Annotated in this window: 23 protein-coding genes; 10 read left to right on the forward strand and 13 right to left on the reverse strand. The window is 57.3% G+C overall.

The window, feature by feature from the left end; genetic code table 11:
* From NWQ23_RS00940 to NWQ23_RS00970, 7 genes are all read right to left on the reverse strand, one after another.
* The coding region (locus NWQ23_RS00940) for a TAXI family TRAP transporter solute-binding subunit (protein WP_306164354.1) at window positions 1-269 on the reverse strand (269 nt) is incomplete at its 3' end.
* Window positions 270-495: 226 nt separating this feature from the next.
* Window positions 496-1,827, reverse strand: a complete 1,332-nt coding sequence (locus NWQ23_RS00945; protein ID WP_306164355.1) for a sigma-54 dependent transcriptional regulator — start codon at window positions 1,825-1,827, stop codon at window positions 496-498.
* On the reverse strand, window positions 1,824-3,602 hold the full coding sequence (locus tag NWQ23_RS00950; RefSeq protein WP_306164356.1) for a sensor histidine kinase: 1,779 nt from the start codon (window positions 3,600-3,602) through the stop codon (window positions 1,824-1,826). Before NWQ23_RS00950 ends, NWQ23_RS00945 begins: the two co-directional genes overlap by 4 nt.
* 251 nt (window positions 3,603-3,853) lie before the next feature.
* Window positions 3,854-5,557, reverse strand: coding sequence for an FkbM family methyltransferase (locus NWQ23_RS00955; RefSeq protein ID WP_306164357.1), 1,704 nt, complete (start codon window positions 5,555-5,557; stop codon window positions 3,854-3,856).
* The gene (locus tag NWQ23_RS00960; protein WP_306164358.1) at window positions 5,554-6,588 is read right to left on the reverse strand and encodes a glycosyltransferase family 2 protein; all 1,035 of its coding nucleotides are present in this window, start codon (window positions 6,586-6,588) and stop codon (window positions 5,554-5,556) included. Before NWQ23_RS00960 ends, NWQ23_RS00955 begins: the two co-directional genes overlap by 4 nt.
* Window positions 6,585-8,315 carry an FkbM family methyltransferase gene (locus NWQ23_RS00965; protein WP_306164359.1) on the reverse strand — a complete coding sequence of 577 codons (1,731 nt, stop codon included), beginning with the start codon at window positions 8,313-8,315 and terminating at the stop codon, window positions 6,585-6,587. Before NWQ23_RS00965 ends, NWQ23_RS00960 begins: the two co-directional genes overlap by 4 nt.
* Window positions 8,243-8,683 carry a hypothetical protein gene (locus tag NWQ23_RS00970; RefSeq protein ID WP_306164360.1) on the reverse strand — a complete coding sequence of 147 codons (441 nt, stop codon included), beginning with the start codon at window positions 8,681-8,683 and terminating at the stop codon, window positions 8,243-8,245. Before NWQ23_RS00970 ends, NWQ23_RS00965 begins: the two co-directional genes overlap by 73 nt.
* A 39-nt stretch (window positions 8,684-8,722) precedes the next feature.
* Here NWQ23_RS00970 and NWQ23_RS00975 point away from each other — a divergent pair, with 39 nt between their 5' ends.
* Entirely contained in the window at window positions 8,723-10,972 is a 2,250-nt protein-coding gene (locus NWQ23_RS00975; protein ID WP_306164361.1) for a glycosyltransferase family 2 protein, read from the forward strand.
* On the opposite strand, the gene NWQ23_RS00980 is transcribed toward NWQ23_RS00975, so the two are convergent.
* On the reverse strand, window positions 10,966-12,003 hold the full coding sequence (locus NWQ23_RS00980) for a glycosyltransferase family 2 protein (protein ID WP_306164362.1): 1,038 nt from the start codon (window positions 12,001-12,003) through the stop codon (window positions 10,966-10,968). The genes NWQ23_RS00975 and NWQ23_RS00980 overlap by 7 nt on opposite strands.
* Window positions 12,004-12,219: 216 nt before the next feature.
* Here NWQ23_RS00980 and aroQ point away from each other — a divergent pair, with 216 nt between their 5' ends.
* Together aroQ and NWQ23_RS00990 are read left to right on the forward strand one after the other, a co-directional pair.
* Window positions 12,220-12,663, forward strand: a complete 444-nt coding sequence (gene aroQ / locus NWQ23_RS00985) for a type II 3-dehydroquinate dehydratase (RefSeq protein WP_306164363.1) — start codon at window positions 12,220-12,222, stop codon at window positions 12,661-12,663.
* Entirely contained in the window at window positions 12,663-13,424 is a 762-nt protein-coding gene (locus NWQ23_RS00990; protein ID WP_306164364.1) for a LuxR family transcriptional regulator, read from the forward strand. Before aroQ ends, NWQ23_RS00990 begins: the two co-directional genes overlap by 1 nt.
* A 378-nt stretch (window positions 13,425-13,802) precedes the next feature.
* On the opposite strand, the gene tsf is transcribed toward NWQ23_RS00990, so the two are convergent.
* The 3 genes from tsf to NWQ23_RS01005 form a co-directional block, all read right to left on the reverse strand.
* A complete protein-coding gene (tsf, locus tag NWQ23_RS00995) occupies window positions 13,803-14,675 on the reverse strand; it encodes a translation elongation factor Ts (protein ID WP_306164365.1) in 873 nt (290 codons plus the stop codon).
* 75 nt (window positions 14,676-14,750) lie between these two features.
* Window positions 14,751-15,533, reverse strand: coding sequence for a 30S ribosomal protein S2 (gene rpsB, locus NWQ23_RS01000; RefSeq protein ID WP_306164366.1), 783 nt, complete (start codon window positions 15,531-15,533; stop codon window positions 14,751-14,753).
* A gap of 196 nt (window positions 15,534-15,729) precedes the next feature.
* Window positions 15,730-17,076, reverse strand: coding sequence for a HupE/UreJ family protein (locus NWQ23_RS01005; RefSeq protein WP_306164367.1), 1,347 nt, complete (start codon window positions 17,074-17,076; stop codon window positions 15,730-15,732).
* Between NWQ23_RS01005 and NWQ23_RS01010 the strand changes: the two genes are divergently transcribed.
* From NWQ23_RS01010 to NWQ23_RS01030, 5 genes are all read left to right on the forward strand, one after another.
* Window positions 17,069-17,869: a DUF4198 domain-containing protein gene (locus NWQ23_RS01010; RefSeq protein WP_306164368.1), complete on the forward strand. Its 801-nt coding sequence runs from the start codon at window positions 17,069-17,071 to the stop codon at window positions 17,867-17,869. The genes NWQ23_RS01005 and NWQ23_RS01010 overlap by 8 nt on opposite strands.
* A gap of 38 nt (window positions 17,870-17,907) precedes the next feature.
* Window positions 17,908-18,801, forward strand: coding sequence for a PfkB family carbohydrate kinase (locus NWQ23_RS01015; protein ID WP_306164369.1), 894 nt, complete (start codon window positions 17,908-17,910; stop codon window positions 18,799-18,801).
* Complete coding sequence (locus tag NWQ23_RS01020; protein ID WP_306164370.1) at window positions 18,798-19,715, forward strand: pseudouridine-5'-phosphate glycosidase; 918 nt, start codon at window positions 18,798-18,800, stop codon at window positions 19,713-19,715. The genes NWQ23_RS01015 and NWQ23_RS01020 overlap by 4 nt, the downstream gene beginning before the upstream one ends.
* A gap of 69 nt (window positions 19,716-19,784) precedes the next feature.
* A complete protein-coding gene (locus tag NWQ23_RS01025) occupies window positions 19,785-20,513 on the forward strand; it encodes a DUF502 domain-containing protein (protein WP_306164371.1) in 729 nt (242 codons plus the stop codon).
* Between the two features lie 3 nt (window positions 20,514-20,516).
* A complete protein-coding gene (locus NWQ23_RS01030) occupies window positions 20,517-21,119 on the forward strand; it encodes a LysE/ArgO family amino acid transporter (RefSeq protein WP_306164372.1) in 603 nt (200 codons plus the stop codon).
* On the opposite strand, the gene NWQ23_RS01035 is transcribed toward NWQ23_RS01030, so the two are convergent.
* Together NWQ23_RS01035 and NWQ23_RS01040 are read right to left on the reverse strand one after the other, a co-directional pair.
* On the reverse strand, window positions 21,112-22,143 hold the full coding sequence (locus NWQ23_RS01035) for a patatin-like phospholipase family protein (protein WP_306164373.1): 1,032 nt from the start codon (window positions 22,141-22,143) through the stop codon (window positions 21,112-21,114). The two genes, NWQ23_RS01030 and NWQ23_RS01035, sit on opposite strands and share 8 nt — an antisense overlap.
* The gene (locus NWQ23_RS01040) at window positions 22,140-22,913 is read right to left on the reverse strand and encodes a 3-hydroxybutyrate dehydrogenase (RefSeq protein WP_306164374.1); all 774 of its coding nucleotides are present in this window, start codon (window positions 22,911-22,913) and stop codon (window positions 22,140-22,142) included. The genes NWQ23_RS01035 and NWQ23_RS01040 overlap by 4 nt, the downstream gene beginning before the upstream one ends.
* A 372-nt stretch (window positions 22,914-23,285) precedes the next feature.
* Here NWQ23_RS01040 and NWQ23_RS01045 point away from each other — a divergent pair, with 372 nt between their 5' ends.
* The gene (locus NWQ23_RS01045; protein ID WP_372340096.1) at window positions 23,286-24,998 is read left to right on the forward strand and encodes an extracellular solute-binding protein; all 1,713 of its coding nucleotides are present in this window, start codon (window positions 23,286-23,288) and stop codon (window positions 24,996-24,998) included.
* A 79-nt stretch (window positions 24,999-25,077) separates the two neighbouring features.
* On the forward strand, window positions 25,078-25,568 hold a 491-nt coding region (locus NWQ23_RS01050; RefSeq protein ID WP_306164376.1), incomplete at its 3' end, for an aquaporin.

Genomic DNA, 25,568 nt, shown 5'->3' on the forward strand with positions numbered 1-25,568 from the left:
CCCATTGTTGTCATGCCGAAGGCTGCGTCGCCTGTGTGGACAAGTGCCATGTTCTGCATTGGACCGCCTGTGACTTCGCCGCCGCCGGTGATGCCCAGTTCTTCGGACACAAGGTTTGCCCAGCCAGAGCCGTAAGCAAAAAATGTGCCGCCTTGCGATGCAGTGCCGACGGTAAAGCTTGTTGGCCAGTCGGACCGGTCGATATGCGCGTCAGCGTAAGCAGACGTGGCTGTGAGTGCAGTTGTAGCGATAAGCGCTGCGATTTTCATTGTGTGGCTCCTCCACTGATATTTTTTCCGACCCCTCCCGGGCCCGTTCGTGACCTAATCACCGTCAGGCAGTTAGATCGCATGGGAGGCACTTCCACCATCTGCGCCGCCTAAAACAAGGGCGCTTTATGTATGTTTGCGTTAACACATCTGCAATAATCGAAATTTTGGGTCGCATTGGGGACAAAGCGCCGTTGCCGTGGGTCGAAAAGGGGACAAAACGCGCCTAGCTGTCCGCGTCGGCCTTGGATATCCCGTGCTTCTGCATCTTCTCGTAAAGCGCTTTGCGCGACAGGCCCAAGGCTTCGTAGGTCTGTTTCAGGCTGCCCCCATGTGCTGTGAGAGCCGCAAGAATCAGGGATTTTTCGTGCGCGGCCATCCGGTCTGACAGCGTGTCTTGGGTGCTATTCGCGTTGGTAGAAGTAGCCGGATCCAACCCGAGCACAAACCGATCCGCCGCATTGCGCAATTCGCGTACATTGCCCGGCCAGTCCTTTGTCGCCATTTGCGCCAAAACCTCGGCGGGCACATCCGGCATCTGTTTTGAATAGCGCGCGGCCGCTTGGGCCGCGAGGTTGAGAAAGAGTGACGGGATGTCATCGCGCCTGTCGCTGAGCGGTGGCACATGGATCGTGACCACATTCAGCCGGTAAAGCAGATCGGCGCGGAAGGTGCCTTGGGCCACGGCATCTGCAAGGTCTGTCTTGGCGGCGGCAATGATCCTGATGTCCAAACTCACAGGATCATTCGCGCCCAACCGCGTGATCCGCCGCGCTTGAATAGCATGCAGCAACTTGGCTTGTACGGTGACAGGCAGGCTGTCGATCTCGTCCAGAAAAACGGTGCCTTGACGGGCAAATTCAAACTTGCCGAAACGGGCGCGCATGGCGCCGGGAAAAGCGCCGGCCTCATGGCCAAAGAGTTCGGATTCGACCAGATCGACGGGCAGGGCGGCACAGTTGATATGCACAAACGGGTGCGGACCCCGCGCCGACAGATCATGCAGCGCGTGGGCGGTCACGTCCTTGCCAACCCCTGTGGCTCCGGTGATCAGCACATCTGCATCTGTTGCGGCAATGGCCCGCACTTCCTTGCGCAGCGCGACCATGGCGTCAGAGCGGCCGATCAGCCGTGCCTCGATCTTGTCGCGTCCGCCAACCTCGCGTTTGAGCGACCGGTTCTCGAGCGTCAGCCGCCGTTTGTCCAAGGCGCGCTGGATCGTGCTGACAAGGCGGGAAGGGGCAAAGGGCTTTTCGATGAAATCATAGGCCCCTTCGCGTATGGATGCGACCGCAAGGTTTACATCGCCATGGCCCGTTACAAGGATCACCGGAAACTCCGGATCAATCTCGAGCACTTTGCGCATCAGCCAAAGCCCGTCGTGATCGGGCATGCGAATGTCCGTCACCAGCACCCCATCGAAGCCCCGACTGATCTGGGCCAATGCCAGTTCGGCCTTGTCCAGGATCATTGCAGGCAGATCAGCCAGCATCAGGGTCTGGCTGGTGGCATTGCGCAGTTCTTCTTCGTCATCCACGAACAGGACGGTCTGGGTCATTGTGCGGCAACCTCGACCGGGCGGGCAGGTTGCAGAACCACGGAAAACACAGCCCCTCCGCCCGGGTCGTTGTCTGCCGTGATCGTGCCGCCAAAGTCGGTGACAATATTGAAAGAGATCGACAGCCCAAGACCAAGGCCCTTGCCGGGCGCTTTGGTTGTAAAGAACGGGTCAAAGATATTTGGAAGTGTGGCGGGATCAATGCCTGATCCAGTGTCGCGCACCCGCAGGGTGGTGCCATCGACCCAGATCTGGACCACGCGGTCTTTCTGATCCGCCATCGCATCCAGTGCGTTATTGAGCAGATTGACGATCACCTGCTGCAAGCGCACATGCCCGCCCGTGACCCAAACATCATGATCTGGCGGCGTATAGTCGATCTGGCCACCCTCCGAAGCGATCCGCATTTCGACAACCGCAATCGCATCGAGCACCACGGCGTTCAACAACAGCGGTCCGGTCGCTTGCTGCGGGCGGCGGGCAAAGTTGCGCAGATGGGCGGAAATCGTGGCCATCCGGTCGGCCATCTTGGAGATGCGGTTGATATTCTCGCGCGCCTCTGGAATGCGGTCGCGGTCAAGAAAGGCGCCTGCATTGTCGGCATAGGATTTGACCGCCGCGAGCGGTTGATTGAATTCATGCGACAGGGCGGCGGACATCTGGCCAAGGGCCGATAGCTTGCCTGCCTGAATAAGGTCGGTCTGCGTTTGCTTCAGATCGGCCAGCGCTGTCTGAAGGTCGGCAGTCCGAGCGACAACGGCAGCCTCAAGCAGGCGTTTTGCCTTTTGCTCTTGGGCGAAAGCCTCTGCCTGACGGGCCTGTTTGAGCATATAGGCCAAAAGGCCACCCAGAAGAAGCAAGGCCGTCAGGCCGGCGATCAGCAGCGTCGTCAAAGCATTCAAGGTCGCGGGACGGTTTGGCGACAGCGACGACATGGTCCAATTCAGGTCGGTAAGCTGTTGTGAAGTCAGCACAAATCCTTCGCGCTCGGGCCCTTCGATGACCACATAGTCAGAGTCCGCGTCAAGCGGCGTTTGGGTGATGGGCAGCAGTTCGATCCGGTCGATGGGATATTGCAGGTTTTGCGCAATAACGCGCAAGGTCGCATCACTCAGCGGTCTGATCGCGCGAAAGTGCCAGTCGGGACGCGATGACATAAAGACAAAATCGTTCCGGTCCGTGACCATGAATTCGCTGGTGGCACCGCGCCAGATGCTTTCGAATGCCGCGATATTGAACTTTACCGCCAGAACACCGACAATTCTTTCTCCAACTTCGACAGGGGCTGCGTAGAAATAGCCGCGCTCGCCCGTTGTCGTGCCGTAGACGGAAAAGCTGGACAGATCGCCGTTCAGGGCCTGGCTAAAGTAGGATTGATAGCTGAAGTTCCGGCCCAGATAGGTTCCGGCCTCGCGATAAGAGGCGGCAGCCAAAGTAAGCCCTGAGATATCCATGAGATAGACGTCCGACGCACGCACCGTCGCCGCAGTCTGCCGCAGGTCTTCGTTCACTGCGTCGCGCAATGCGCTATTGTCTGGATCAGCAAGCAAGGCCGTCAGCGACGGCCGCTCGGCAATCAGCGCGGGCAGGGGTGCATAGCGGTCAATAGCGGCCCGCAAGCCTTCGACAGCCAGTTGAAGTGGCACGGCATTCTGTGCTGCTTGCTGGCGCATGTAATGTCGCTCTAGCGCGGGAAATGACAAACTGCCCGCCACAGCCAAAGCCAGAGCCAAGCCGGTCAATAACCCAAAGATACGGCGTCGAGACACATTCATCTGCCAATTATGCGGCATAGGTCAAAGAATTCACAGAGTGAAAATCGCACCGGTTGCAGCATGATGACAGCAGGGCGGAAATGAAGACTGCAAAGCAGTGAGTTCAAGAGAGCTTCGCAATGTATTGATTTTTCGAAACAAAACCATCTTGATTTAAGATGTCCAATAATCGCATAATCAGTATTATGTAATATTAAGTGGCGTAAAGAACCCACAAGGCCGGACTGATCGGCGCGCGTGGACATGCACCCCTATGCTGTGTGCCAATCGTTTTCGAGTATCCAGTCGCGGCGCGCGCGATACTCGGACCTTTCAATTAGCTGTTTGGCCCTCGCCAAATGAATGTTGCACGCGCGTTCATGCAGATCCCGCAAACTTGTGTCCGACAACAGTTTGCCCAGCTCGGCGCGAAAGTCCGGCTGCTGTCGTGCGAATGTCGATGTGTTTTCTTCGTTGCGGTTCCTCAGGCGCCAGTAGCGTTGTGAAACGCGGTTTCCTTTCACAACCACATCGCCCCGGAACATCTTGATCAGGTAGCTTTCAAGCGAGCGCAGCGGAAAATGATCGAGCGCAACGAGATCGTAGCTTCCTCTGACGTCGATGCCATTCAAGGCTGGATCAGCCGGCAGAGTCTCGACCGGTCGACCTGATCCGTCCAGCCAGACCGGTTCCGCCTGATCTGCGTGAAAATCCGGTCGATGATTGCGTGGCTTGGCAAGTTTTTCCGAAATGCGCGTTATGGTCTTTACGCCGCGCTGCGATTTGCGAAAACCCGGTGTTTCGCTTTGATGTCTTGGAAATTGCTCGGTCACCAAGCCTGGGATAAAGGTCAGCTGTTCGTTCGCGCCATGAATCAGTTCTGACATGGAAAGTGCATCGAAAAAGCCCGTGGCGGCCAGAAGGTCCGACATTTTGCCGTCCCCTACCCTGACATTGATGAATTCATCCACGTCCATCGATATGTAGAAATCTGCCTTGCGCCATTGCGGCAGATGCGGCGTGTAGGACAGCGCAGCAGGTTGAAAGAACGTGCTGCCTGTTGCAATCGCGGGATTTGGCAGGTGGCGCAAATAGCCCATCGCCTCGAGCCTGTCGAGGATGAGGTCCGTGCCGTCCGAACAATCGTTCGAGAACACGACAAAGTCTTGCACGCCGATCGACTTATGCCATGCAATCCATTCCAGAATGAAAGGCCCTTCATCTTTCATGCAGGTTGTAACAAGGAAACGCGGGTCACGTGGCGGCCAGTTTTGTTCGGCAAGGGATGGCTGGCGACGCAGGAAACGACGGACAGTGGTCGGTTTGTCGACCGGTACAACTGCAAGCCCGTTTTTTGCAAAGAGCCGCGAGATGGCGTCCACGTTCTTTTGACCATAAACCTTGGCGTGAAATTCGATGATAATCGCCCTGACGCCGGACAAGTCGACATCATCAAACAACCCCAATTCTCCGCCTTCGATGTCACAGACGATAACTGTTGGCCGGTGTTCTGCGACAAGCTGCGAAATGTTGCATCCGGGAACTTTCACCGCCCGCTCGTAGGGTCTGCTGTCAGGTTCCATCGAGGACGCCCAAAAGTCTTTTCGAAGATAGAAGTTTGCCGCTTTGGTCTTGCCCGTCATGGCAATTGCATTCACCAGCGTCACGTTTCGGGCGCCGTTCAAGCGGTGCGTCTCTTTGATCAAAGGGATGATTTCGGGGTTTGCCTCGACGGTGATGACTTTTTTGACGCCTTCAGACAGGGCCGCAACGGTCGAAAGTAATCCAACCCCCGCACCAAGCTCGAGAACCGTGTCACCAGCTTGAAGAAGGTCGGACAAGGCCTTGCATTCGCCTGTCTCGTAGCGCCCGTTGCGCATCGGACGTTCGATCACCGGGGTGATGATCTCGGGGACAAATGGCACCTTGATGCCATTTGTGACGATAATGTCGTCATACACCAGCTTCTGCGTCATTTCCTTGCATGTGCCTTCATAGATTCAGACGGTGTGGCATCGCGCAGACTGGCTGAGATTTCATCATAGATATTGCGATAATAGTCATCCTGCATCAGATCGTCAAAGACCGCGCGGGTGGCTTTGACCCCCTCTTCTGTCAGGATCGAAAGCCGCCCTCGCGTCTTGTCATCCATGCGTTTCATCTCTGCCTTTGTCTCGGACGCCTGCGAAAGCGCTGCGGTGTCGGCGACATCGTTGATATCGAAGGCCCGCCAATAGTCTGTGTCGACGCGCCGCTGATGGTTGGCAGTCCGACCGCGGCCGGATTTTACGATGAACCGCTCAAGGTCGCGCAAGGCGTAATGGTTGACTTGGGCCAATGACCGTCCGCCGGGATCTTTCGATCGCCAACCGGTGCCGACGTCAGGGTCCAGCAGCAGACCTGAAGCATTGCAGAAGACCGACGCGGTCTCTGGGAACGCGTCTTTCGGTTTATGGATGCCGATCCGCCGATATCCCGATGGCTTGAAGATGGATTTGAAACCCATCTGGCGTTCGATGATGCGGTCGGGATGCTCGGCCAGCGTAAATTGCTCTGTGACCAGCCCTTTGGGAGAGGTGATGTGATGCGAGCTTCCGAATGCTTTCCAATGCACTGTACAGGCGTTTGCGGACGGGGGCAGCGCATCGACCAGATCGCTCACACGTCGGCCCCCTACCCTGACCACCAGAAATTCGTCACAGTCAAGCGACATGGCCCATTCCGCCGACTTGAACGCCTCAAGGCGCGATGCGCGGCGGTAGGCCTTGTTCTGCCAGCCCTTGTTGCTGCTGGGGTTGCGAAAATACTGGACAAAGCCTGCCTTTTCCATCGTCCGCAGGATTTTCTGCGTCCCATCTTCGCTATCATTTTGATAGATTGCGATATCGGTAAAGCCGATCGCGCGATGATACGCGACCCATTCCCACAGGTTTGGCGCCTCGTTTTTCACAGTCAGCGCAAGAAAAAACCTTCGGTCTGGCCCTTGATTGTCTGGGTGTGGTGTCACGGCTCTTTGCGTCCCGCTTTGGGCAAGACGGCCACATAGTCGGCCGGAAGACTGGCCGCAACAGCGCCGCGTTTCACCAGTTCATCCAGACAGAAAAGCGCCAGATCATAGCTTTCGAAAACAGCCGTCGCTGCAATCGCCAAGTGTTTCAACTGGTCGTCCGAATAAAGATCAACCTGGCCAAGATCGCGGACATAGACACCGTCCCCGTCGATCACCTGATTGCGGTGTTCTGTCCGCCTTAATTGATCGATCTGCGAGTTCGGTATGACTTTTTGCTTTTCGAACATGAACTTATGCAGTTGAAAGCCTTGCCGCCTCAATTCGATATCGACGCCCCCCAACATCGGTTCATCTTCGTAGAGCTGGTAGAACCTGATCTCGGGAATAACGACCACCGCCTGCGCAAGTTTTTCGCGCGCACCTTGGAAAACCTTCAGTTCGGCCCCTTGCACATCAATCTTGAGCACATCGAAATCGGTCACATCTTCCAGATCATCCAGACGCTTTGTTTGCAGCGGGACTTCTTCGATCAGTTCAATGTTGCGCTTCGACCGCCCCAGAAACCGCAAAGCGCCCTGATAGGGTTTGAAGATCGAGGTCAGACCGCTTTCGCGATAGATATGCAGGATTTCGTCCGACCCATCGCCAATGGCATAGGGGAAATAGGTCTCGCGCGCGGTTTTCGTCTTTTGAAGCTCTGCAAAAGCTTCGGGGTGCGGTTCGAAGCCCCAAACCTCGCAACCGCCTTGTTTAAGAAGCTGGTCATAGGGCGGCGGTGACAGCGGATTGGCACCCACATCGACGATGCGTGTCAGCCTCTTGGTGTCGAGCCGTGCCAAAAGCAGGCTTGTTGGATCATTGAAACGACGGGAGCTGGATGCGTCTGACATTGTGACATTCTTCTTGCGTGGGATAGGCGCAGCAGAGGGATCAATCCCATGTTTTTCGATAAGCTGATCCATAAAGCTGCCCGATTTCGGGCGGTTATTCTCTTTTTCCTCCAGACGCGGTTTCATCCGCCGCGCCCAGAAATGAATGCCTTTGGTCTGATCAGAGATTTGCGCCGCGATATCATACCGCTTTTGGATCATCTTGTTCCGATCCTTGAAGGAAACAGGATAGAAGACGGCCTCTGGCTCGGCATATTTGCTTTCTTTGGTTTCTTCCAAGTACCAGGTCACGGATGCCGGACCGGTAAAGCCCCAGTCTTGCGCGGTCATATGTACCGGCCGTCCGGCTTCTTTTGCCTCTGACAACGCCCGTTGCTGCCAAGGCTTGAGCCAGGGCGCTATCGCGTATTCGTCTTCAAAAAACGCCAACAACGCCTTTAAAGCGGGCGAGGTTTTCGGGAGCCCCAGCACGGCGTTGCAGATCAGGCCCGGCTTTTCCCAGCCAAAGACCGACTGGCGCTCGAATGCAAACGGACGGTAGCAGTACATGTCCGCGTCAACCCAGATCTTGTTGGTCTTTTTCAGCAAATGTAGCCGCCAGATGTCGGCATGAATTGCGGGGCTTCCGGTGCGTTCATGGCGCAAAATGCGCCCGGACCCATAGATATCCGCGGCATCCCCCGCATGCACCCCGTCAGGCAAGTTTGAAATTGGCGCGTAACTGTACAAAGTCGTGTGATGCCCTGCGTCCGCGAAAGACTTCAGGCATAGCTGCTCGAGCCATGACAGTTCCGGACCAATCCAAAGGGACGCAATTTCTGGTAGCTGCAACATGCTATCTTTTCGAACAGTTGGATTGGAGACGCAACCACATTGCCCGGCAAAACCCGCGCAACGCCGCTTGCCAATAGAGCCTTATCGGTGCGGCTTTGCAACAGGATGTGCGAAACCCCGCTTCCTGCGTGGTTTGGCTTTGCGTGCCAGCCGATGGGCAGATGGTGAAGGCCGGCGCCTTTCGCAAGAATCGGGCGCATTGGCGACGTGCCGCTGAAAGCGCTCTCATGGCGGATCGCTTGACCCTTGCGGTGATCCATGAGACCAAGCTTGTGCGACATGTGAACCATCATTTCAGGCAAAGAGAACGCTATCTGACGGGCTGAAATGACTGATGTAGAGAAATGCAATCTCGTGACCAGTTTCATAGGGCGTCTTCGCTTTCCCACCACAGGCCATCCGTTGACATGACAGGACAGGTCATCCAACGCGAACTGATCGGCCAGCGGATCGGTGAAACAAGGCTGCGCGATGTGGTGGAACACAGCGAGGGCACACACAGATATGTGACGCTTTTCTTCGCATTCGCCGTACCGCCCGCACAGATCGCTTGTCCTGACGGTGCGGTGTTGATGTCTGTCAACAAGGTCGCTGGCGCATCCATTCTGACCTATCAGATGCCGCCGGGCGCGGACTGCCGCTTTGCGATTGCAGGTGAAAGCGCGACCCTCCGGCCTGCCAAGGCCGAGTTGGAGCTCTTTGATGGCGCGAATGCGCTTGTCTCTGTCCGCAATGGAGAGTCGCCACAGATTGTTCTTGATTGGCTTGCCTATCATAGTGAACTGCACGGGCTGACCGCTGCGGTCATCCTTGATCGCGCCAAACCACAAGACGACACAGGATTTGCCGACGCTTTATCCGCCGGGCTGACCAAACGGGGACTGACTTGCTCTGTCTTGGTTGTGAGATCGGATATGCCCATGGGGGTGGCCGACATGCCCCACGAGGCGCACCCGTTTTGCGTGGACGGTGCTGCGGGCAAAGATCGCATGAAAGTGCCCGATCCCGATCCTTGGGGAGCCCCGCTTGGGGCGATTTCGTGGTACGAGATTGCCCGACGGCGGTTCCTCGACCGTGCGCGCGCCGTGGCGAACCTTGATGTTCATGATCTGGCCGTTCCCGGTGATGAAACCCTTTTTGACGCCGCCGATCGGTCGCAAAGTGGTGTGGTCAGTCTGGTTGGTCAGCAGTGCTATCCTTGGCGATTGCGGCAAGGCAGCAAAGCCCAATTCGGCGATCATATCTGCACGCAATTCGATGCAGGCGGGGGGCCGAAAAGATGGTGCATTGCGCCAAGAAAATTGCCCACCGATGTGATTTGGCGTCAGCTTCGTATTGTCAACGCCTTGCCTGACCAGACCCAATCCCGGCACTTTTACCGGCACATGGCCCTGCGTCATCCAACAAACAAGATTTCCAGAATCGTCCCCAAGACCTCTTTGGTCGAACATCCCCCCCTTTTGGCGCAGGCGGTGGACTATTTTGGCCATGATCCGGTGCGGGTGCCGGACCGCGCACCCTCTCCGGCCACTGACGCGCGCGGGCGCTGTGCGATCGTGACCACGATGAAAAACGAAGGGCCCTTTATCCTTGAATGGCTGGCGTTTCATCGGGCGATCGGTTTTGACGATTTCCTGATTTACACGAATGATTGCACGGATGGCACCGATCTCATGCTTGCCATGCTGATGCAAAAGGGGCTGGTGCAGCATCGGGAAAACAGGTTTCGCGACATGAATTTGCGGCCCCAGCATGCCGCCCTGCAAATGGCCGAGCTTGAACCTGTTGTGAAGACCGCAAAATGGGTCGCCTGCATTGATGTCGATGAATATGTGAACATCAAGACAGGGGATGGAACTCTCGATGCACTGTTTGCAGCGGTCCCTGATGCCAATCTGATCGCGATGACGTGGCGTCTTTTTGGCAATGCCGACATACATGCTTTTGCCGATGCGCCGATCATCGCGCAATTTACGCGCTGTGCGCCGGAGTATATCCGCAAACCGCATCAGGCGTGGGGGTTCAAAACACTTTTTCAGAACATCGGACTGTTCAAGAAACTGGGGGTGCATCGGCCCAAAGGCCTGAACCCGCAGCTTTGGGAGGACATCAACTGGGTCAATGGGTCGGGCGCGCCGTTGCCGCGCAAGATCTATCGCAACGGGTGGCGCTCGAGCGCAAGCACCTATGGCTACGATCTTGTGCAACTCAATCACTATGCGGTGCGGTCCACCCAAAGCTTTCTGGTCAAACGCGACCGCGGCAGGGTCAATCACGTGGATCGGGATCAAGGGCTAAGTTATTGGTTTCGCATGAACAACAACGCTACAGAGGATATCTCTATTCAACGTCTTTTGCCGCTGATGCAAAAGGAATTGTCCAAACTGATGGCAGATCCCGACATTGCGCAAATGCATGATTTTTGCGTCACCAAACACCGCGAAAAGATCAGCGAACTGCGGGCGCGGGATGACTATGCGCAGTTCTACGACAGCTTGACCGGCGCGCGCCTGTCAAAGCTTTCACGCTTGCACGGGCATTTTGGCGCGAATGTCTTTCTGGCAGGCCCTGACGTGATCCCAGATGACATCGTCGATCAAGACCCCGAAGGCGACTGGTTCTTTACGGTCGCATTGCCCGAGCAAACCAATCACTGATCTTTCTTGGCTGCCTCACGCTTGCGCTTCATCTCGTCTTGGCGGACGGTCATCAACCCGCGGAAAAGACTCTTTTGCAGATCATCCGGCAGGACTTTTGTCGCGGGCATCTGCCGCAGACGCGCCATCATGTAAAAACTGTCGGATTCCCGAAGCAGCGCTGCAATGCGCGCCTTGCGCCATGCAACGCCTGCGTCATGCAGCTGCGCAATCTCTGGGTCGCGGCGCAAGGTCTTGACCCCTGCCGCGACCGCATCCTGATGCCTGAGAATACGCCGGTCTTCGACGTCGTTGAAATTGCGATCGGACCAATATGCCAGATCAATCGGTGCGCTGGTGTGGTTGGGCCTGCCCCGCGCGACCTTCACCAGAAAACTCTCGATAGAGCCAAGCGCATAGTGATTGATCTGTGCCAGCCCGTACCGCGGGTTGAGGTTGGGAACGACGGTGCCGGGCACCGCAGCAAGCGTCTGCCCGTTGCCATCGACCCAATGATCCTTTGTGCTGTCCTTCTGTCGGCGCGGGCGATGCACGCCAAGGCGCTCATAGCCCCCATCATTGCGAAACAGCGATTTGAACTGCACTGCGCGCCACGGCCAAAGCAATGCGTCAGGGGCCGCCTTGGTGAATTGTTGCAGAACCGGCTTATCCTCGAATACGGCAATGTCGTTGTTGCCGAACATCCGCCAGGGAATGGCAAAGCCGTCCGCCTCTGGGCAGTGCTGCAAAAGATCCTTGATCGTGCCGTCGCCAATATGGATGCAAAGAAATTCATCGACATCTGTGACATAAATCCAATCGGCCTGTTTTGTCAGTGGATGCTGTCGGGCTTTGTTCAGTGCCCGCCATTGAACCGTTTTCTTGCCACGGCTGTGATTGCGGACATGGCTGACACAGCCCATGGCATCAAGCCGGTCCAGCAGCAGATCGGTGCCATCCTCGCAGTCATTGCTGAAAATCAGGAAATCAGTAACGCCGATATGCTGGTGGTATGCGATCCATTCCAGAATGAATGGTGCTTCATTCCGCATGGTCGTGATTGCAAGGACTCGCATGGGTCTGTGATCCAGTAAAGGGCGGCTGCAATCAATGATCGCGTTGCCGGCAAGTTTGCGTCAATCGGTACATGATCACAAGACGCCCCTGCCCTTTGCGCTTGTGATGCCGCTTCACCGGTCTGAAAAAAGGAACCTACCCGGCATAGAAATCCGTTTTGACCAAATGGTTAATAGTGCTACAGACACCGCATGACCCGCTCAATCCTGATCCTGAATGGCCCGAACCTCAATTTGCTTGGCACCCGCCAGCCCGAAGTCTATGGGCCTACAACCCTTGCTGATATCGAGGCGCTTTGCCAAGCGAAGGCTGCCGCATTGGGTATTCATGTCGACTTTCGCCAAAGCAACCATGAAGGCGTGCTGGTCGATACCCTGCACGATGCGCGTGGTAAATTTTCGGGGATCATTCTGAATGCGGGCGCTTATACACATACCTCTGTTGCGTTGATGGATGCGATTTCCAGCATCATGGTCCCTGTTGTCGAGTTGCATTTGTCCAATATTCACGCGCGCGAGGAGTTTCGAAAGAAATCCTATATCGCGCCGGTTGCTGTTGGGCAGATTTGTGGGTTTGGGGCCGCCGGGTATCCGCTCGCGATAGAGGCAATCATGGCCTATATCGGAGAAGGGTGATGACGACTTTTGTAGCCCAGCTTGATAAACTTACAAATGCCCGTTCGGTCGAGCAACTGTGGAAAGAACATACCGCGCTGATGTCGGCCTATGGCTTTGATCGCGTGATGTATGGTTTTACCCGCTACCGCACATCCAGCGGCCTTGGTGATCCGCAGGACTGGGTCCTTCTTTCCACCCAAAGCCCTGAATATATGAAGGTTTTCTTTGACGAGGGCCTTTACTATCATGCGCCCATGCTGCGGTGGGCGCTGGCAAATGACGGGGCATGCAGCTGGCGCTGGATGATGGATATGAACCGCGTCGAAAACCTGACGCCAAGCGAGCGACGGGTCATGGAATTCAATAAATCCATGGGTGTGACTGCCGGCTATACCATCAGCTTTCGCTCTATTTCCGAGCGGACAAAGGGTGCCATTGCACTCACGGCCCCTGCCGGCGTGTCCCAGGATACGGTCGAGCAGACATGGGCCAAACACGGTGACGAGATCATCGTGATGAACAATGTCATGCACCTCAAACTGCTGACGCTGCCCTATTCGGGTGATCGTCACCTGACCAAACGCCAGCGCGAGGTTTTGCAGTGGGTGGGCGACGGCAAAACCACGCAAGATATCGCGGTGCTGCTGGAGCTGACACCGGCCACAGTTGAAAAGCACCTGCGGCTGGCACGCGAGGCATTGGATGTGGAAACGACCGCCCAAGCGGTCCTGAAAGCGGCATTCTACAACCAGATGTTTGTGATCGACGCGGACCTCTGACGCAAGATTCTTGCCTGTGACGCAACGGCCAAAATCAGATAGCTGCGTGATGGTCAGGATAACCTTACTTTCGTGACGCGGCGTAAACTGCAAAGCTGATCATGTTCCGTGAGTGGTGGCTTTAGCCTGGGAACGGCGGATACATAACCTTGCGATTTCAAGGCCCTGTGTGTTCGCATGCTGTCAAAAGAGGGTTTGCCCAATTCTGTCAGCGCTTCGATGAGCGTCGGGCTTCGTCCCGAATTGGTCCGGCGCAAAAATCGTAGCGGTGCCGTGCATTCTTCCTCGCACGGCACCGCGTCTTTTCTCCCCGGAAAAGAAAAACGGCCCGCGTGTGCGTGCGGGCCGTTTTGCTTTCTTTGATGTGCCGAGACCGCCTTAGGCGTTCAGCTTGGCCACTTCGGCGGCAAAGTCTTCTTCGACTTTCTCGATGCCTTCGCCGACTTCGAGGCGGACGAAACCGGTGATTTCAACGCCGGCTTCTGCTGCTGCTGCACCGACTGTCAGATCCGGGTTCACCACGAACTGCTGGCTCAGCAATGTGACTTCGGCCATGTATTTCTGCATCCGGCCCACGATCATCTTTTCGATCACCGCTTCTGGCTTGCCGCTTTCGCGCGCGATGTCCATCTGGACCTGCTTTTCTTTTTCGACAACCGCCGGATCAAGATCGGCTTCGGCCAAGGCGGCAGGGTTTGCAGCTGCGATATGCATGGCGACCTGACGGCCAAAGGCTTCGTTGTCGCCGGTCATCGCGACCAGAACACCGATGCTGCCCATGCCGGGGGCTGCGGCGTTGTGGACATAGTTGACCACAGTGCCACCTTCCAGTGCAGCCATACGGCGCACGGACATGTTTTCGCCAATGACAGCCACAGCATCAATCACAGTCTGTTCCACTGTCTTGCCACCAAGATCGGCCGCTTTCAGGCTGTCGATGTCAGATGCGCCCAATGCCGTCGTCGCGATCCCGGCGACCATTTTCTGGAAATCAGCGTTTTTCGCAACAAAGTCGGTCTCGGAGTTGACTTCAACCGCAACACCTTTGCCGTCCTTGACCGCAACAGCCACAAGGCCCTCGGCGGCAGTACGACCGGATTTCTTGGCCGCTTTCGCAAGACCTTTGGTGCGCAGCCAATCGACTGCCGCTTCCATGTCGCCATCAGTTTCTGTCAGCGCCTTCTTGGCGTCCATCATGCCTGCGCCTGTGCTGTCGCGCAGGTCTTTCACCATTGCAGCGGTGATTGCCATGTTTCTTCTCCTCAAGAGGTAAAATGTATTGCAGGCGGGACATAACGCCCCTGCCCGACTGTTATGTGACGCGTGTTATGCGTTGGCTTCTGCTTCAGCGGCTGCTTCTTCAGCAACAACTTCTTCCGCCAGTTCTTCCATCGCACCCATGTCGACGCCTGCAGCACCCAGTTGCGCTGTCATGCCGTCAAGGGCCGCACGTGCTGCCAGATCGGTATAAAGCGCGATTGCGCGGGCCGCGTCGTCGTTGCCGGGGATGACATAGTCGATGCCAAGAGGCGAGCAGTTGGTGTCAACGATCGCCACAACAGGGATACCCAGCTTGTTGGCTTCAGCGATGGCCAGGTCTTCTTTGTTCACGTCGATGACGAACAGAAGGTCAGGCACGCCGCCCATTTCGCGGATACCGCCCAAAGAGGCTTGCAGTTTGCCCTGCTCGCGTTCCATGCCAAGACGCTCTTTCTTGGTCAGACCGGCAAAGCCGTTTGCAGAGGCCTCGTCGATGGCCTTCAGACGGTTGATCGACTGCGAAACTGTCTGCCAGTTGGTGAGTGTGCCACCCAGCCAGCGGTGGTTCATGTAGAACTGTGCGGATTTCTCGGCGGCGTCCATGATCGGCTTTGCAGCCTGACGCTTTGTGCCGACGAACAGGATGCGGCCGCCTTTGGCGACGGTGTCACGAATGACTTGCAGTGCCTGGTCCAGCATTGGAACCGTCTGTGTCAGGTCCATGATGTGGATGCCGTTGCGCGAACCATAGATGTATTGATCCATCTTGGGGTTCCAGCGCGCGGTCTGGTGACCAAAGTGTACGCCTGCTTCAAGCAGCTGACGCATGGTGAACTCGGGTAGAGCCATGTCTTTTCCTTTTCCGGTTTCTAGCCTCAGCGGGGGATCAGCGTTTCGCCAACCGGTGGATGCCTTGGGATTTCTCCCCAACACACCCGCCCCCGCCTGCGGGATTAAGTGCGCGCCGTATAGACGCGGAAATTGCGGGTGGCAAGTGGCTGCGGGCCACATGGTCCTTTATTTTCATAGGGCCGATCAGTGCGGCCTAGAGAAAGACGCGCTCGACGAACCAGTAGGCCCCCACAAAGGCGATGGCGAGCGAGGCAGGAATAGCGACAATCCGGTGGAACGCCGCCTGATGATCGCGGAAATGGATAGAGGCCATGCAAAAGACAAAGATCGCCGCGAGCGGTGCCGCAAAAAGCCAGACAGGATTTTCCAGCGCGGTTGCAAGGCCAGCCGGGTTCAGCAGGGCCAGCGCGACCGCGATGATCAGAAGAACGGAATAGACCGCAAACCCCTGCCCGACTTCATTCATGCCACGGTCAATCCGCACCGCCTGCCAGATACACAAGAACATCAGCGAGATTACCGCCAGTTGGCCGATCTCGACGCCCACGTTAAATCCGATGAGGGCCGCCACAAAGGTGTTCTCGGGCAGACCGAATTCGCCCAGCACAGAGGCAAAGCCCAACCCGTGCAGCAAGCCGAAACCAAAAATGACAAAGGGGCGCCACCTGCTGATACCTCTGGCCCAGATGTTTTCGACCGCGACAAATACGATAGAGGCGGCAATCAGCGGCTCGACGATACTGCCGGGAACGCTGACATAGCCCAAACCCGCAAGCGCCAGCGTGATCGTATGCGCCAGGGTGAAAAGCGAGACTTGCAACAGCAAGGGCCGCAGGCGGGTGGAGAGGAAAAACAGGCCCAGAACGAAGAGGATATGGTCCAGCCCCTTGGGCACGATGTGGTCAAAGCCTACGGGAATATAGCCGATGAAGGATTCAAGCCACGTCGCCTGCCCGCCGCCATAAAGCGGGATATCGTCGGACAGGCTACCGGCTTCGAGATACCCGTCATAGGGGGCGGGCACATCCATCTGGCGCAGGACCAGCACCCCAAACTCCGGCCCCCAGCCCATTTGCAAGGTTTGTGCGTCGTCAGGCAGTTCTGCACTGAATGTGAAAATCGAAGGGCGCACGACCTCGACATCCCCGACAGGATCAATGCGCACATCCGTCAAAACCGGTGTCAGCGGGACACCGTCCGCTGTGATCGTGATGCGGGCCGCCATGTCGGGCCAGAACGCAACGAACTTTTCGGCAAGCGCCTCGGGTGCAAGGGCGCGCAATTCGTCGTAAGTCGATGCCTGTGCGGTTTCATTGGTATTCTCGGTCTCAGTCAGATTGATACCTGCAATGAAACTTTCCAGATTGGCGCGGATTTCAAAGGTGACTTGGCCATCACCCTCGCGCATGTCGCCGATGGACGGCAAAACCTCATGGGCGTATGCTGCTGACAGGGTCGTGATCCAGATCAGGGCTGCGCTTGACAATGCGCGCAGAAAGGCCACCCTTGCCCCAGCCAAAAAGGAAGTTGTTATGCGCATTCTTGCCCTCGTTTTCAGCCTTATCGCCGCACCCGTCGCGGCCCATGAATTCTGGATCGAACCGCTGGCCTATCAGGTAGAACAGGACGGTAGACTTGAGGCTCATATCGTCAATGGGCAAGAGTTTACAGGTGCAAAATTACCGTACCTTCCGCAACGATTTGTCAATTTCGCCCTTTTCTCGGGCAATAGCTCGGCGCGTGTCACGGGTCGCCCCGGCGATATGCCCGCATTGCAGCAAGATCCCATTGCAGAGGGCCTGAACATCGCGGCCTATCAGGCCAATAACGCCACTGTCGATTATGAAAACTGGGAAAAATTCCAGAATTTTGTGAATCACAAGGACTTTGGCGATGTCCTGAGCCGTCACGAGGCGCGCGGTATTTCGGTCGATGGCTTCAAAGAAGTTTATTCGCGGCATGTCAAAACGCTTTTCGGTGTCGGCAATAGCGAAGGTGCTGACCGCCGCGTGGGGCTCGAGACCGAGATCGTTGCGCTCAACAACCCCTATACCGATGATCTTGTGACCGGCTTTCGGGTGCAGGTCTATTATCGCAATGATGTGCGCCCCGATACGCAGGTCGAGGTCTTTGAAAAGGCCCCGAACGGCACCGTCGCCATCTCGCTTTATCGGACAAATGCCGAAGGTATCGCGGTCTTCCCCGTGCGTCCGGGTTACAGCTACATGGTCGATGCGGTTGTACTGCGCGAACCAAGCGCGCAGCTGATGGCCAGCACCGGTGCTGTCTGGGAAACGCTCTGGGCCAATCTGACCTTTGCGGTGCCCGGGTAAGGCTTGCCCTTGCGCAGGCTCTCGGTCACAAGGCGGCTATGAACAAGAGCCCTGATATTCTCTGCATCGGGTCCGTCCTTTGGGATGTGATCGGGCGATCTGCCAGCCATATGCGGGTTGGGTCGGACGTGCCGGGGCGCATTACGCGGCTGCCCGGTGGTGTGGCCATGAATATCGCCATGACGTTGCGGCGGTTTCGCATGACCCCTGCCCTGTTGACCGCGATTGGCCGTGATCCAGAGGGTGAAGAACTGGTTGCCGAGGCGCTGCGCATGGGGATGGTCTGCGATCATATCTATCGGTCTGATGATCTGCCCACGGATGTCTATATGGCGATTGAAGGCGCCAACGGATTGGTCGCGGCCGTGGCCGATGCCCATTCGCTCGAGGCTGCGGGCGACAAGATCTTGCGCCCTTTGGCCAGTGGCGCACTTGGCACCGCAGAGGCCCCTTTTGCCGGACCTGTGGCGCTGGATGGCAACCTGACCGAAGAGTTGCTGCAAACCATCGCAACCTCGCCGCTTTTTGCAGCGGCTGATCTGCGTGTGGCCCCTGCCTCGCCCGGTAAGGCGGAACGGTTGCTGGCCTTGCTGGGCCATCCCTCTGCGACGCTCTATGTCAACCTCGAAGAAGCGGGGTTGCTGTGCCAGACCACATTCGCCGATTCAGCCAGTGGTGCGGCGGGGCTGATCGCGCGCGGCGCGCATCGGGTGCTGGTAACGGACGGCGGCAAATCGGCATCAGAAGGCACGGCGGGCGATATCATGACCCAGACGCCGCCCGCTGTCATGGTCACACGGGTGACCGGCGCGGGTGACACCTTTATGGCCGCCCATATCGCATCAGAGGCACAGGGGATGGACCGCGCCGCCGCCCTGACCCGCGCCTTGAATGCGGCTGCAACCTATGTCTCTGGAGACACGCCTTTATGATCCCGATCCAATACAGCCGCGAAGTGGCCGCGGCACGTCAGTCCGGCGCGGCACTTGTCGCACTGGAAAGCACGATCATCACCCATGGCATGCCTTTCCCGCAGAACGTGGAAACCGCCCGTCTGGTCGAGGATGATGTCCGCGCGGCGGGCGCCGTCCCTGCCACGATTGCGGTGCTCGATGGCCTGCTGCATGTGGGGCTAGAGGATGCGCAACTGGATCAACTGGGCCAAGCGCAAAACGTGGCCAAGCTGTCGCGCGCGGACATGGCGGCCTGTATCGCGACAGGTGGCACCGGGGCCACGACGGTCGCGGCGACAATGATCGCGGCGCATCTGGCGGGGATACATGTCTTTGCCACCGGCGGGATCGGTGGCGTGCATCGGGGCGCTGAACTCAGCTTTGATATCTCGGCCGATCTGCACGAATTGGCGCAAACTCCCGTCACGGTTGTCTGTGCCGGTGCAAAGGCGATTCTGGACTTGCCCAAGACCTTTGAAGTGCTTGAAACCTTGGGGGTGCCGGTCATTGCCTTTGGTCAGGACGTCCTTCCCGCCTTTTGGTCCGCGCAATCGGACATGCCTGCCCCGCTGCGCATGGACAGTGCCGCACTGATCGCACAGGCGCAGATCACCCGCACCAGCATGGGGCTGCGCGGCGGGCAATTGGTGGCCAACCCGATCCCGCTGGATGCCGAAATCCCCGCAGAAACGCTGCGCCCCGTCATTACACAGGCCTTGGACGAAGCCGCAGCACAGGGGATCAGCGCCAAAGCAGTGACGCCTTTCCTGCTGGGGCGCATCTTCGAGCTGACACAAGGGCGGTCTTTGACGGCCAATATTGCCCTTGTGCGCAATAATGCGCGGCTTGCTGCACAAATAGCCATCGCCATGGGTAAATCGCCGACCGGATGACGTGCCAGTGCTTGCTGAGAGCAGCCACACACCCTAAATGTCCAAAGCAACCTTAAATGGATCGCTGCAATGACCGACCCTATCAACGAGGACTTAAAACGGCGGCCGCGGCCGGGCATTATCGCCCGTTTGCGGAGCAATTTCCTTGCCGGATTGATTATCGTCGCCCCAATCGCCATGACCCTGTGGTTGATCTGGACGGTTGTGGGCTTGGTCGATAGCTGGGTTTGGCCGTTTGTCCCACAGGCCTATCAGCCCGATGCAATCCTGAACTACCTGCTGGGGCGCGAACCCGGCAACGAGATCGAAGTGAATGTGCGCGGTGTCGGCGTTTTCGTCTTCCTGATCTTCACGGTTCTGGTGGGCTGGATCGGCAAGGGACTGATCGGGCGGTCTTTTCTTAATCTGGGCGAGCGCATGGTTGATCGCATGCCCGTGGTCCGGTCGATCTATAACGCGGTCAAACAGATCGCCGAGACTGTCTTTTCACAGCGTGAAACCTCGTTCGACAAAGCCTGTCTGGTCGAATATCCGCGCAAGGGGATTTGGGCGATTGCCTTTATCTCGACCAACGCCAAGGGCGAGATACACAGCAAACTGAATGATGGCGAACCCATGGTCACGGTCTTTCTGCCGACAACGCCCAACCCCACATCGGGTTTTTTGCTGTTTCTGCCACAACGCGATGTCCAGCCTCTTGATATGACGGTCGAAGATGCGGCGAAACTGGTGATTTCAGCCGGGCTTGTCTATCCCAACGGGAAAGTTGCCTCCGAGATGCCAGAAGTTGCTGAATAACCTATGATAACCCCCGCAATTACGGGATTTGCCACGGCCTTTGCGCTGATCCTTGCGATTGGCGCACAGAATGCTTTTGTGCTGCGCCAAGGGCTGGTCGGGCAGCATGTTTTCTGGCTTTGCATGCTCTGTGCGGCCTCCGACGCCTTGTTGATCACAGCCGGAGTTCTGGGGTTTGGTGCGATTGTCCAACTGTACCCCCTGTTGCCGCAAATCATGGCATGGGGTGGTGCGGCGTTCCTGCTGGTCTATGGCGCTTTGCGCTTGCTGGCTGCATGGAAAGGGCAATACGCCATGCATTTGTCAGGAAAGTCGGCAGGGCTTTGGGCCACCTTGGCCACAGGCGCTGCTTTCACCTGGCTGAACCCGCATGTCTATCTTGATACGCTCGGGCTGGTGGGTGCTGTCTCGACCCAATTCATTGATCCGGCCGAGAAAGCAGCCTTTGGCATAGGGGCTGTCACATCCTCTTTCGTTTTCTTCTTCAGTCTGGGCTATGGCGCACGCTTGCTGGCCCCTGTCATGCAATCGGCGCGTGCTTGGCGCATTCTGGATGTGCTGATCGGGCTCGTGATGTGGGCCTTGGCGATCAAGCTGCTTAGCTGAACATCGCAGCCAGATCGACCGTACTGCGCTTGCCCAAGTCCTTCTTGTGCGTCTTGAGGAACCGATCTGCCGCAGCCTCTCCCGCTTCTTTCAGCCGCGCCAGAATCACCGGCGTGGGAATGGATTTTGTGGCCACATTCAACGCATTCATCAGGTCGTCATCCGCAATCATATGCACCAAGACGTCCTTCATCGTGCCTTTCTTGATCGCCCCTTCGGCCAGCAACCGCTTGACGAAAGCTATCGCGCGCAATTCACGCAAGAGCGAGCTGTTAAAGCTGATCTCGTTGATACGGTTCTCGATGGACTGGCTGTCGATCGGCAGGTCCTCGCGGTACAGCGGGTTGATATTCACAACAATAAGATCATCTGGCAAGGTATTGGAAAATAATGGATATAGTGCAGGGTTGCCTGTATATCCCCCATCCCAGAACGCCTCGACCTTGCCGGTCTGGGGGTCTTCAAATTCCACGGCTTGAAACAGGCTGGGCAGACAGGCCGAGGCCATGATGACCTTGGGCATGATCTCGTCCCCCGTAAAGACGCGGATCTTGCCAGAGCGCACGTTGGTGGCACAGATGTGCAAGGCTGGCCCGCCTTTGGCGCAGACCGCATCATAGTGGAACTGGCTGACGATCCTTTCCAGCGGGTTCTGCATCGCGGGGCCGTAGACATAGGGCGAAAACATCCGCGTTGTCATGTCAAAGGCCGAATAGACTGGTGAATACTTCATGGCTTTGGCCCAAGCCTCGGCGGTGGACCCTATCGCACCGATCCAGGGCGTGAACATCGGGTCGGTGACCGCGCCGATCTGTTCCCACAGCCAGTCAAGGTTTTCGATGGCGCCTTCGCGTCCACCCGCAACCCAGCCGGATTTGAGCGCGGCCGCATTCAAAGCCCCCGCAGACGTGCCGGAAATAGCTGCGATTTCAATATCTTCTTCGTGCAGCAACCGGCACAGCACACCCCAAGTGAACGCGCCATGCGCGCCCCCGCCTTGCAGGGCAAGGTTGATCCGTTTCACAACGCCGTCCAGCCACCATCAACGCTGATCGTGGTGCCGGTGATTTGCGCTGCGGCATCCGAACAGAGGAACACCGCCGTGCCGCCCAACTGCTCGACTGTCGCGAATTCCTTTGAAGGCTGGCGTTGGAGCATCACGTTCTCGATCACCTCTTCGCGGGACATGCCGTATTCTTTCATCGTGTCGGGGATTTGCGCTTCGACCAAGGGCGTCAGCACATAGCCGGGGCAGATGGCATTGCAGGTGATCGGATCACGCGCGGTTTCAAGGCCGATGGTCTTGGTAAAGCCGACGATGCCGTGCTTGGCAGCCACATAGGCCGATTTATAGGGCGAGGCTGTCAGCCCGTGGGCCGAGGCGATGTTGATGATCCGCCCATAGCCGCGCTCGCGCATACCGGTGACGGCGGCGGCCGTGGTATGGAAGGCAGAGGTGAGATTGATGGCGATGATGGCATCCCATTTCGCGGTCGGGAAATCCTGCACGGGGGCCACATGCTGGATGCCTGCGTTGTTCACCAGAATATCGCAGCCTCCGGCCGCCACGATCAACCGGCGGCAATCCTCGCCCTTGGACATATCCGCCTGCACATATTTCGCCTGCACGCCGGTCACATCTGCGATCTCGGCGGCCAGTGCATGGTCTTCGGGGGTGTCGGTGAAAGAATTCAGCACGACATTGGCGCCCGCTTTGGCCAATTCACGGGCGATACCGAGGCCGATCCCCGAGTTTGATCCCGTGATGACGGCGGTTTTTCCTGCAAGTGACATATCTTGGCTCCGATTCTTTGCGTTGCGACTCAGTCTATATGCTGCAACTGCAAAAGCCACGTCACGCTTCCGATAGCCCTAAAAAAAACGCCCGCACAAGGCGGGCGTAAAGTTATTGAGGCAGGTTTCATACAGGCAAGAAACCTATCGAGCAGTGCCCTCTTTATAAGCAATCCATCGCCCGCCTCCAAGCTAAAAGTTTGAAAAGGTTGGTAACCCTCATTACGATCCGTCATGAACAGGCAAACCAACAGCAGGGGGCACGACAAAATGACTGTCAGTTTCACACAAAGGGTTCGTGCCGTCGCGGCAGCACTCGCTTTCGGCGTCGTCGCACAAGCTGCAACCGCCGAACCCCAACATGGCATAGCTATGTATGGCGACCCTGCCATGCCACCTGATTTTGTGTCCCTGCCCTATGTAAACCCGCAGGCCCCCACAGGCGGCCGGATCGTCACGGCAGAGGTCGGCAGTTTCGACAGTCTCAACCCGTTCATCCGCAAAGGGTCTGTGCCGTGGCAGTTGCGATTTTTTCTGGGCGAGAGCTTTATGGGCCGCTCTTTGGACGAACCTTTCACACTTTACGGCGTTTTGGCCGAATCGGTCGAGACTGGGCCGAATCGAGAGTGGGTCGAATTCACGCTGCGCGAGGGTGCCGCCTTCTCTGATGGCAGCCCTGTGACCATCGAAGACGTGATGTGGTCTTACGAGACACTCGGCACGGTGGGCCACCCCCGGTATCTTGGTTTTTGGGAAAAGGTCGCAAGCATGGAACAGACAGGTGAGCGTTCTGTCCGTTTCACCTTCAATGTGGAGGACCGTGAACTCGCACTCTTGGCGGGCCTGCGCCCGATCCTGAAAAAGGCCCAGTGGGAAGGTGTCGATTTCGCCGAAAGCACAACCGAGATCGTGCCGATCACCTCCGCTCCCTACATTCTGGATGATTTCGAACCGGGGCGCTTTGTCTCGCTGCGCCGCAACCCCGATTACTGGGGCAAGGATGTCCCGTTCCGTGTGGGCACCAACAACATCGACGAAGTGCGGCTGGAATTCTTCGGCGATGAAACCGCCGCTTTCGAGGCTTTCAAGGTGGGAGAAGTGAATTCGAACCGCGAATTCAACGTGGCCCGTTGGGAAAGCCAGTATAATTTCCCTGCTGTCGAAGCGGGCGACGTTGTGCTGTCCGTCCTGCCCCACGAACGCCCCTCTGGTATGACGGGATTCGTCATGAACACGCGCCGCGACCAGTTTGCGGACTGGCGCGTGCGCGATGCGATGATCCAGATTTTCAACTTCGAGTTCGTGAACGAAGCAATGACAGGATCGGCGCAGCCGCGCATCACCTCTTACTGGTCCAACTCCCCCTTGGGCATGTCGAACGGGCCGGCAGAGGGGCGCGTGCAGGAATTCCTCGCACCTTTCGCCGCTGATCTGATCCCGGGCGCTCTGGAAGGCTATAGCCTGCCCGTCAGCGATGGCACCGAGCGCAACCGCGCGGGCACCGCAGCGGCCCTTGCCCAGATGGAGGCCGCAGGCTGGACGGTGCAGGACGGCGTGATGAAGAACAGCGCAGGAGAGGCTTTCACCTTTGACATCTTGCTGCCGCAAGGGTCATCCGAAAACCAATCCATCATTGATATGTATGTGGAATCACTGGCCCGTATCGGGGTCTCGCCAACGGTCAGCGTGGCCGACAGCGCCCAGTTCAAAGAACGCACCGACGCCTATGACTTTGACATGACCTATTACCGGTTGGGTGTCTCGCTCTCGCCGGGTAACGAGCAATACAACTACTATGGCAGTGAAAGCGCGGACCGCCCTGGCGGGCGCAATCTGATGGGGGTCAAATCCCCTGCGATCGACGCGATGATCGGGCGTTTGCTGACCTCGGAAAGCCAGGATGATTTTGTGGCTGCGGTGAAAGCGCTGGACCGTATCCTGACCTCTGGCCGCTATGTGATCCCGATCTATCAGTGGAACATCAGCCGCCTTGCCCATGCCAAAGAGCTGAAATACCCCGACTATATGCCGATCTTTGGCGACTGGCCGGGCTGGCAGCCCGACGTGTGGTGGTATGAAGAGTAACGGCGGACCTGTCACAAATCCTTTACATAACGACAGTAGGCGGGGGCGTTGAAGCCCCGCCAATAGCCAAGGCCCATACATGCAAAAACTACTCGCCGAAGGTTTGGGCACCGCATTCCTGCTGATTGGTGTTGTGGGGTCGGGGATTATGGGCGCAGCCCTCGCTGACGGGAATACGGCCATCGCACTGCTGGCGAATGCGATTGCCACGGGCTGTATCCTTTATGCCTTGATCACGACCTTGGGGCCGGTCTCTGGCGCGCATTTCAACCCTGCCGTGACCCTGGCCTTCTTTCTCCGTGGCGAGATTGCAGCCAAGGACGCGCTTTTCTATTCCATCGTGCAGATCCTCGGCGCGATCCTGGGCGTTTGGGCCGCGCATCTGATGTTCGAACTGTCCATATTGCAGATTTCCACAACAGACCGCACCGGCGTTTCACAATGGTTTTCCGAAATCATTGCCACATTCGGTCTGTTGTTGGTGATCTTCGGCGGGCTTCACCATCGCGGAGATGCGGTCCCTACCTTGGTCGCGGTCTATATCACCGGGGCCTATTGGTTCACCTCTTC

The sequence above is a fragment of the Yoonia sp. genome (assembly GCF_030731595.1).
GTDB lineage: Bacteria > Pseudomonadota > Alphaproteobacteria > Rhodobacterales > Rhodobacteraceae > Yoonia.

Excerpts from the sequence above, each read along its gene's own strand:
- NWQ23_RS01045 (WP_372340096.1), top strand. The coding sequence starts at position 23,286 with ATGTATGGCGACCCTGCCATGCCACCTGATTTTGTGTCCCTGCCCTAT.
- NWQ23_RS01025 (WP_306164371.1), top strand. The coding sequence starts at position 19,785 with ATGACCGACCCTATCAACGAGGACTTAAAACGGCGGCCGCGGCCGGGC.
- NWQ23_RS01040 (WP_306164374.1), bottom strand. The coding sequence starts at position 22,913 with ATGTCACTTGCAGGAAAAACCGCCGTCATCACGGGATCAAACTCGGGG.
- NWQ23_RS01020 (WP_306164370.1), top strand. The coding sequence starts at position 18,798 with ATGATCCCGATCCAATACAGCCGCGAAGTGGCCGCGGCACGTCAGTCC.
- NWQ23_RS00955 (WP_306164357.1), bottom strand. The coding sequence starts at position 5,557 with ATGACGCAGAAGCTGGTGTATGACGACATTATCGTCACAAATGGCATC.
- NWQ23_RS00945 (WP_306164355.1), bottom strand. The coding sequence starts at position 1,827 with ATGACCCAGACCGTCCTGTTCGTGGATGACGAAGAAGAACTGCGCAAT.
- NWQ23_RS00965 (WP_306164359.1), bottom strand. The coding sequence starts at position 8,315 with ATGTTGCAGCTACCAGAAATTGCGTCCCTTTGGATTGGTCCGGAACTG.
- NWQ23_RS00950 (WP_306164356.1), bottom strand. The coding sequence starts at position 3,602 with ATGAATGTGTCTCGACGCCGTATCTTTGGGTTATTGACCGGCTTGGCT.
- NWQ23_RS00980 (WP_306164362.1), bottom strand. The coding sequence starts at position 12,003 with ATGCGGAATGAAGCACCATTCATTCTGGAATGGATCGCATACCACCAG.
- rpsB (WP_306164366.1), bottom strand. The coding sequence starts at position 15,533 with ATGGCTCTACCCGAGTTCACCATGCGTCAGCTGCTTGAAGCAGGCGTA.
- aroQ (WP_306164363.1), top strand. The coding sequence starts at position 12,220 with ATGACCCGCTCAATCCTGATCCTGAATGGCCCGAACCTCAATTTGCTT.
- NWQ23_RS00975 (WP_306164361.1), top strand. The coding sequence starts at position 8,723 with ATGACAGGACAGGTCATCCAACGCGAACTGATCGGCCAGCGGATCGGT.
- NWQ23_RS00970 (WP_306164360.1), bottom strand. The coding sequence starts at position 8,683 with ATGAAACTGGTCACGAGATTGCATTTCTCTACATCAGTCATTTCAGCC.
- NWQ23_RS00990 (WP_306164364.1), top strand. The coding sequence starts at position 12,663 with ATGACGACTTTTGTAGCCCAGCTTGATAAACTTACAAATGCCCGTTCG.
- NWQ23_RS01010 (WP_306164368.1), top strand. The coding sequence starts at position 17,069 with ATGCGCATTCTTGCCCTCGTTTTCAGCCTTATCGCCGCACCCGTCGCG.
- NWQ23_RS01015 (WP_306164369.1), top strand. The coding sequence starts at position 17,908 with ATGAACAAGAGCCCTGATATTCTCTGCATCGGGTCCGTCCTTTGGGAT.
- NWQ23_RS01030 (WP_306164372.1), top strand. The coding sequence starts at position 20,517 with ATGATAACCCCCGCAATTACGGGATTTGCCACGGCCTTTGCGCTGATC.
- NWQ23_RS01005 (WP_306164367.1), bottom strand. The coding sequence starts at position 17,076 with ATGCGCATAACAACTTCCTTTTTGGCTGGGGCAAGGGTGGCCTTTCTG.
- tsf (WP_306164365.1), bottom strand. The coding sequence starts at position 14,675 with ATGGCAATCACCGCTGCAATGGTGAAAGACCTGCGCGACAGCACAGGC.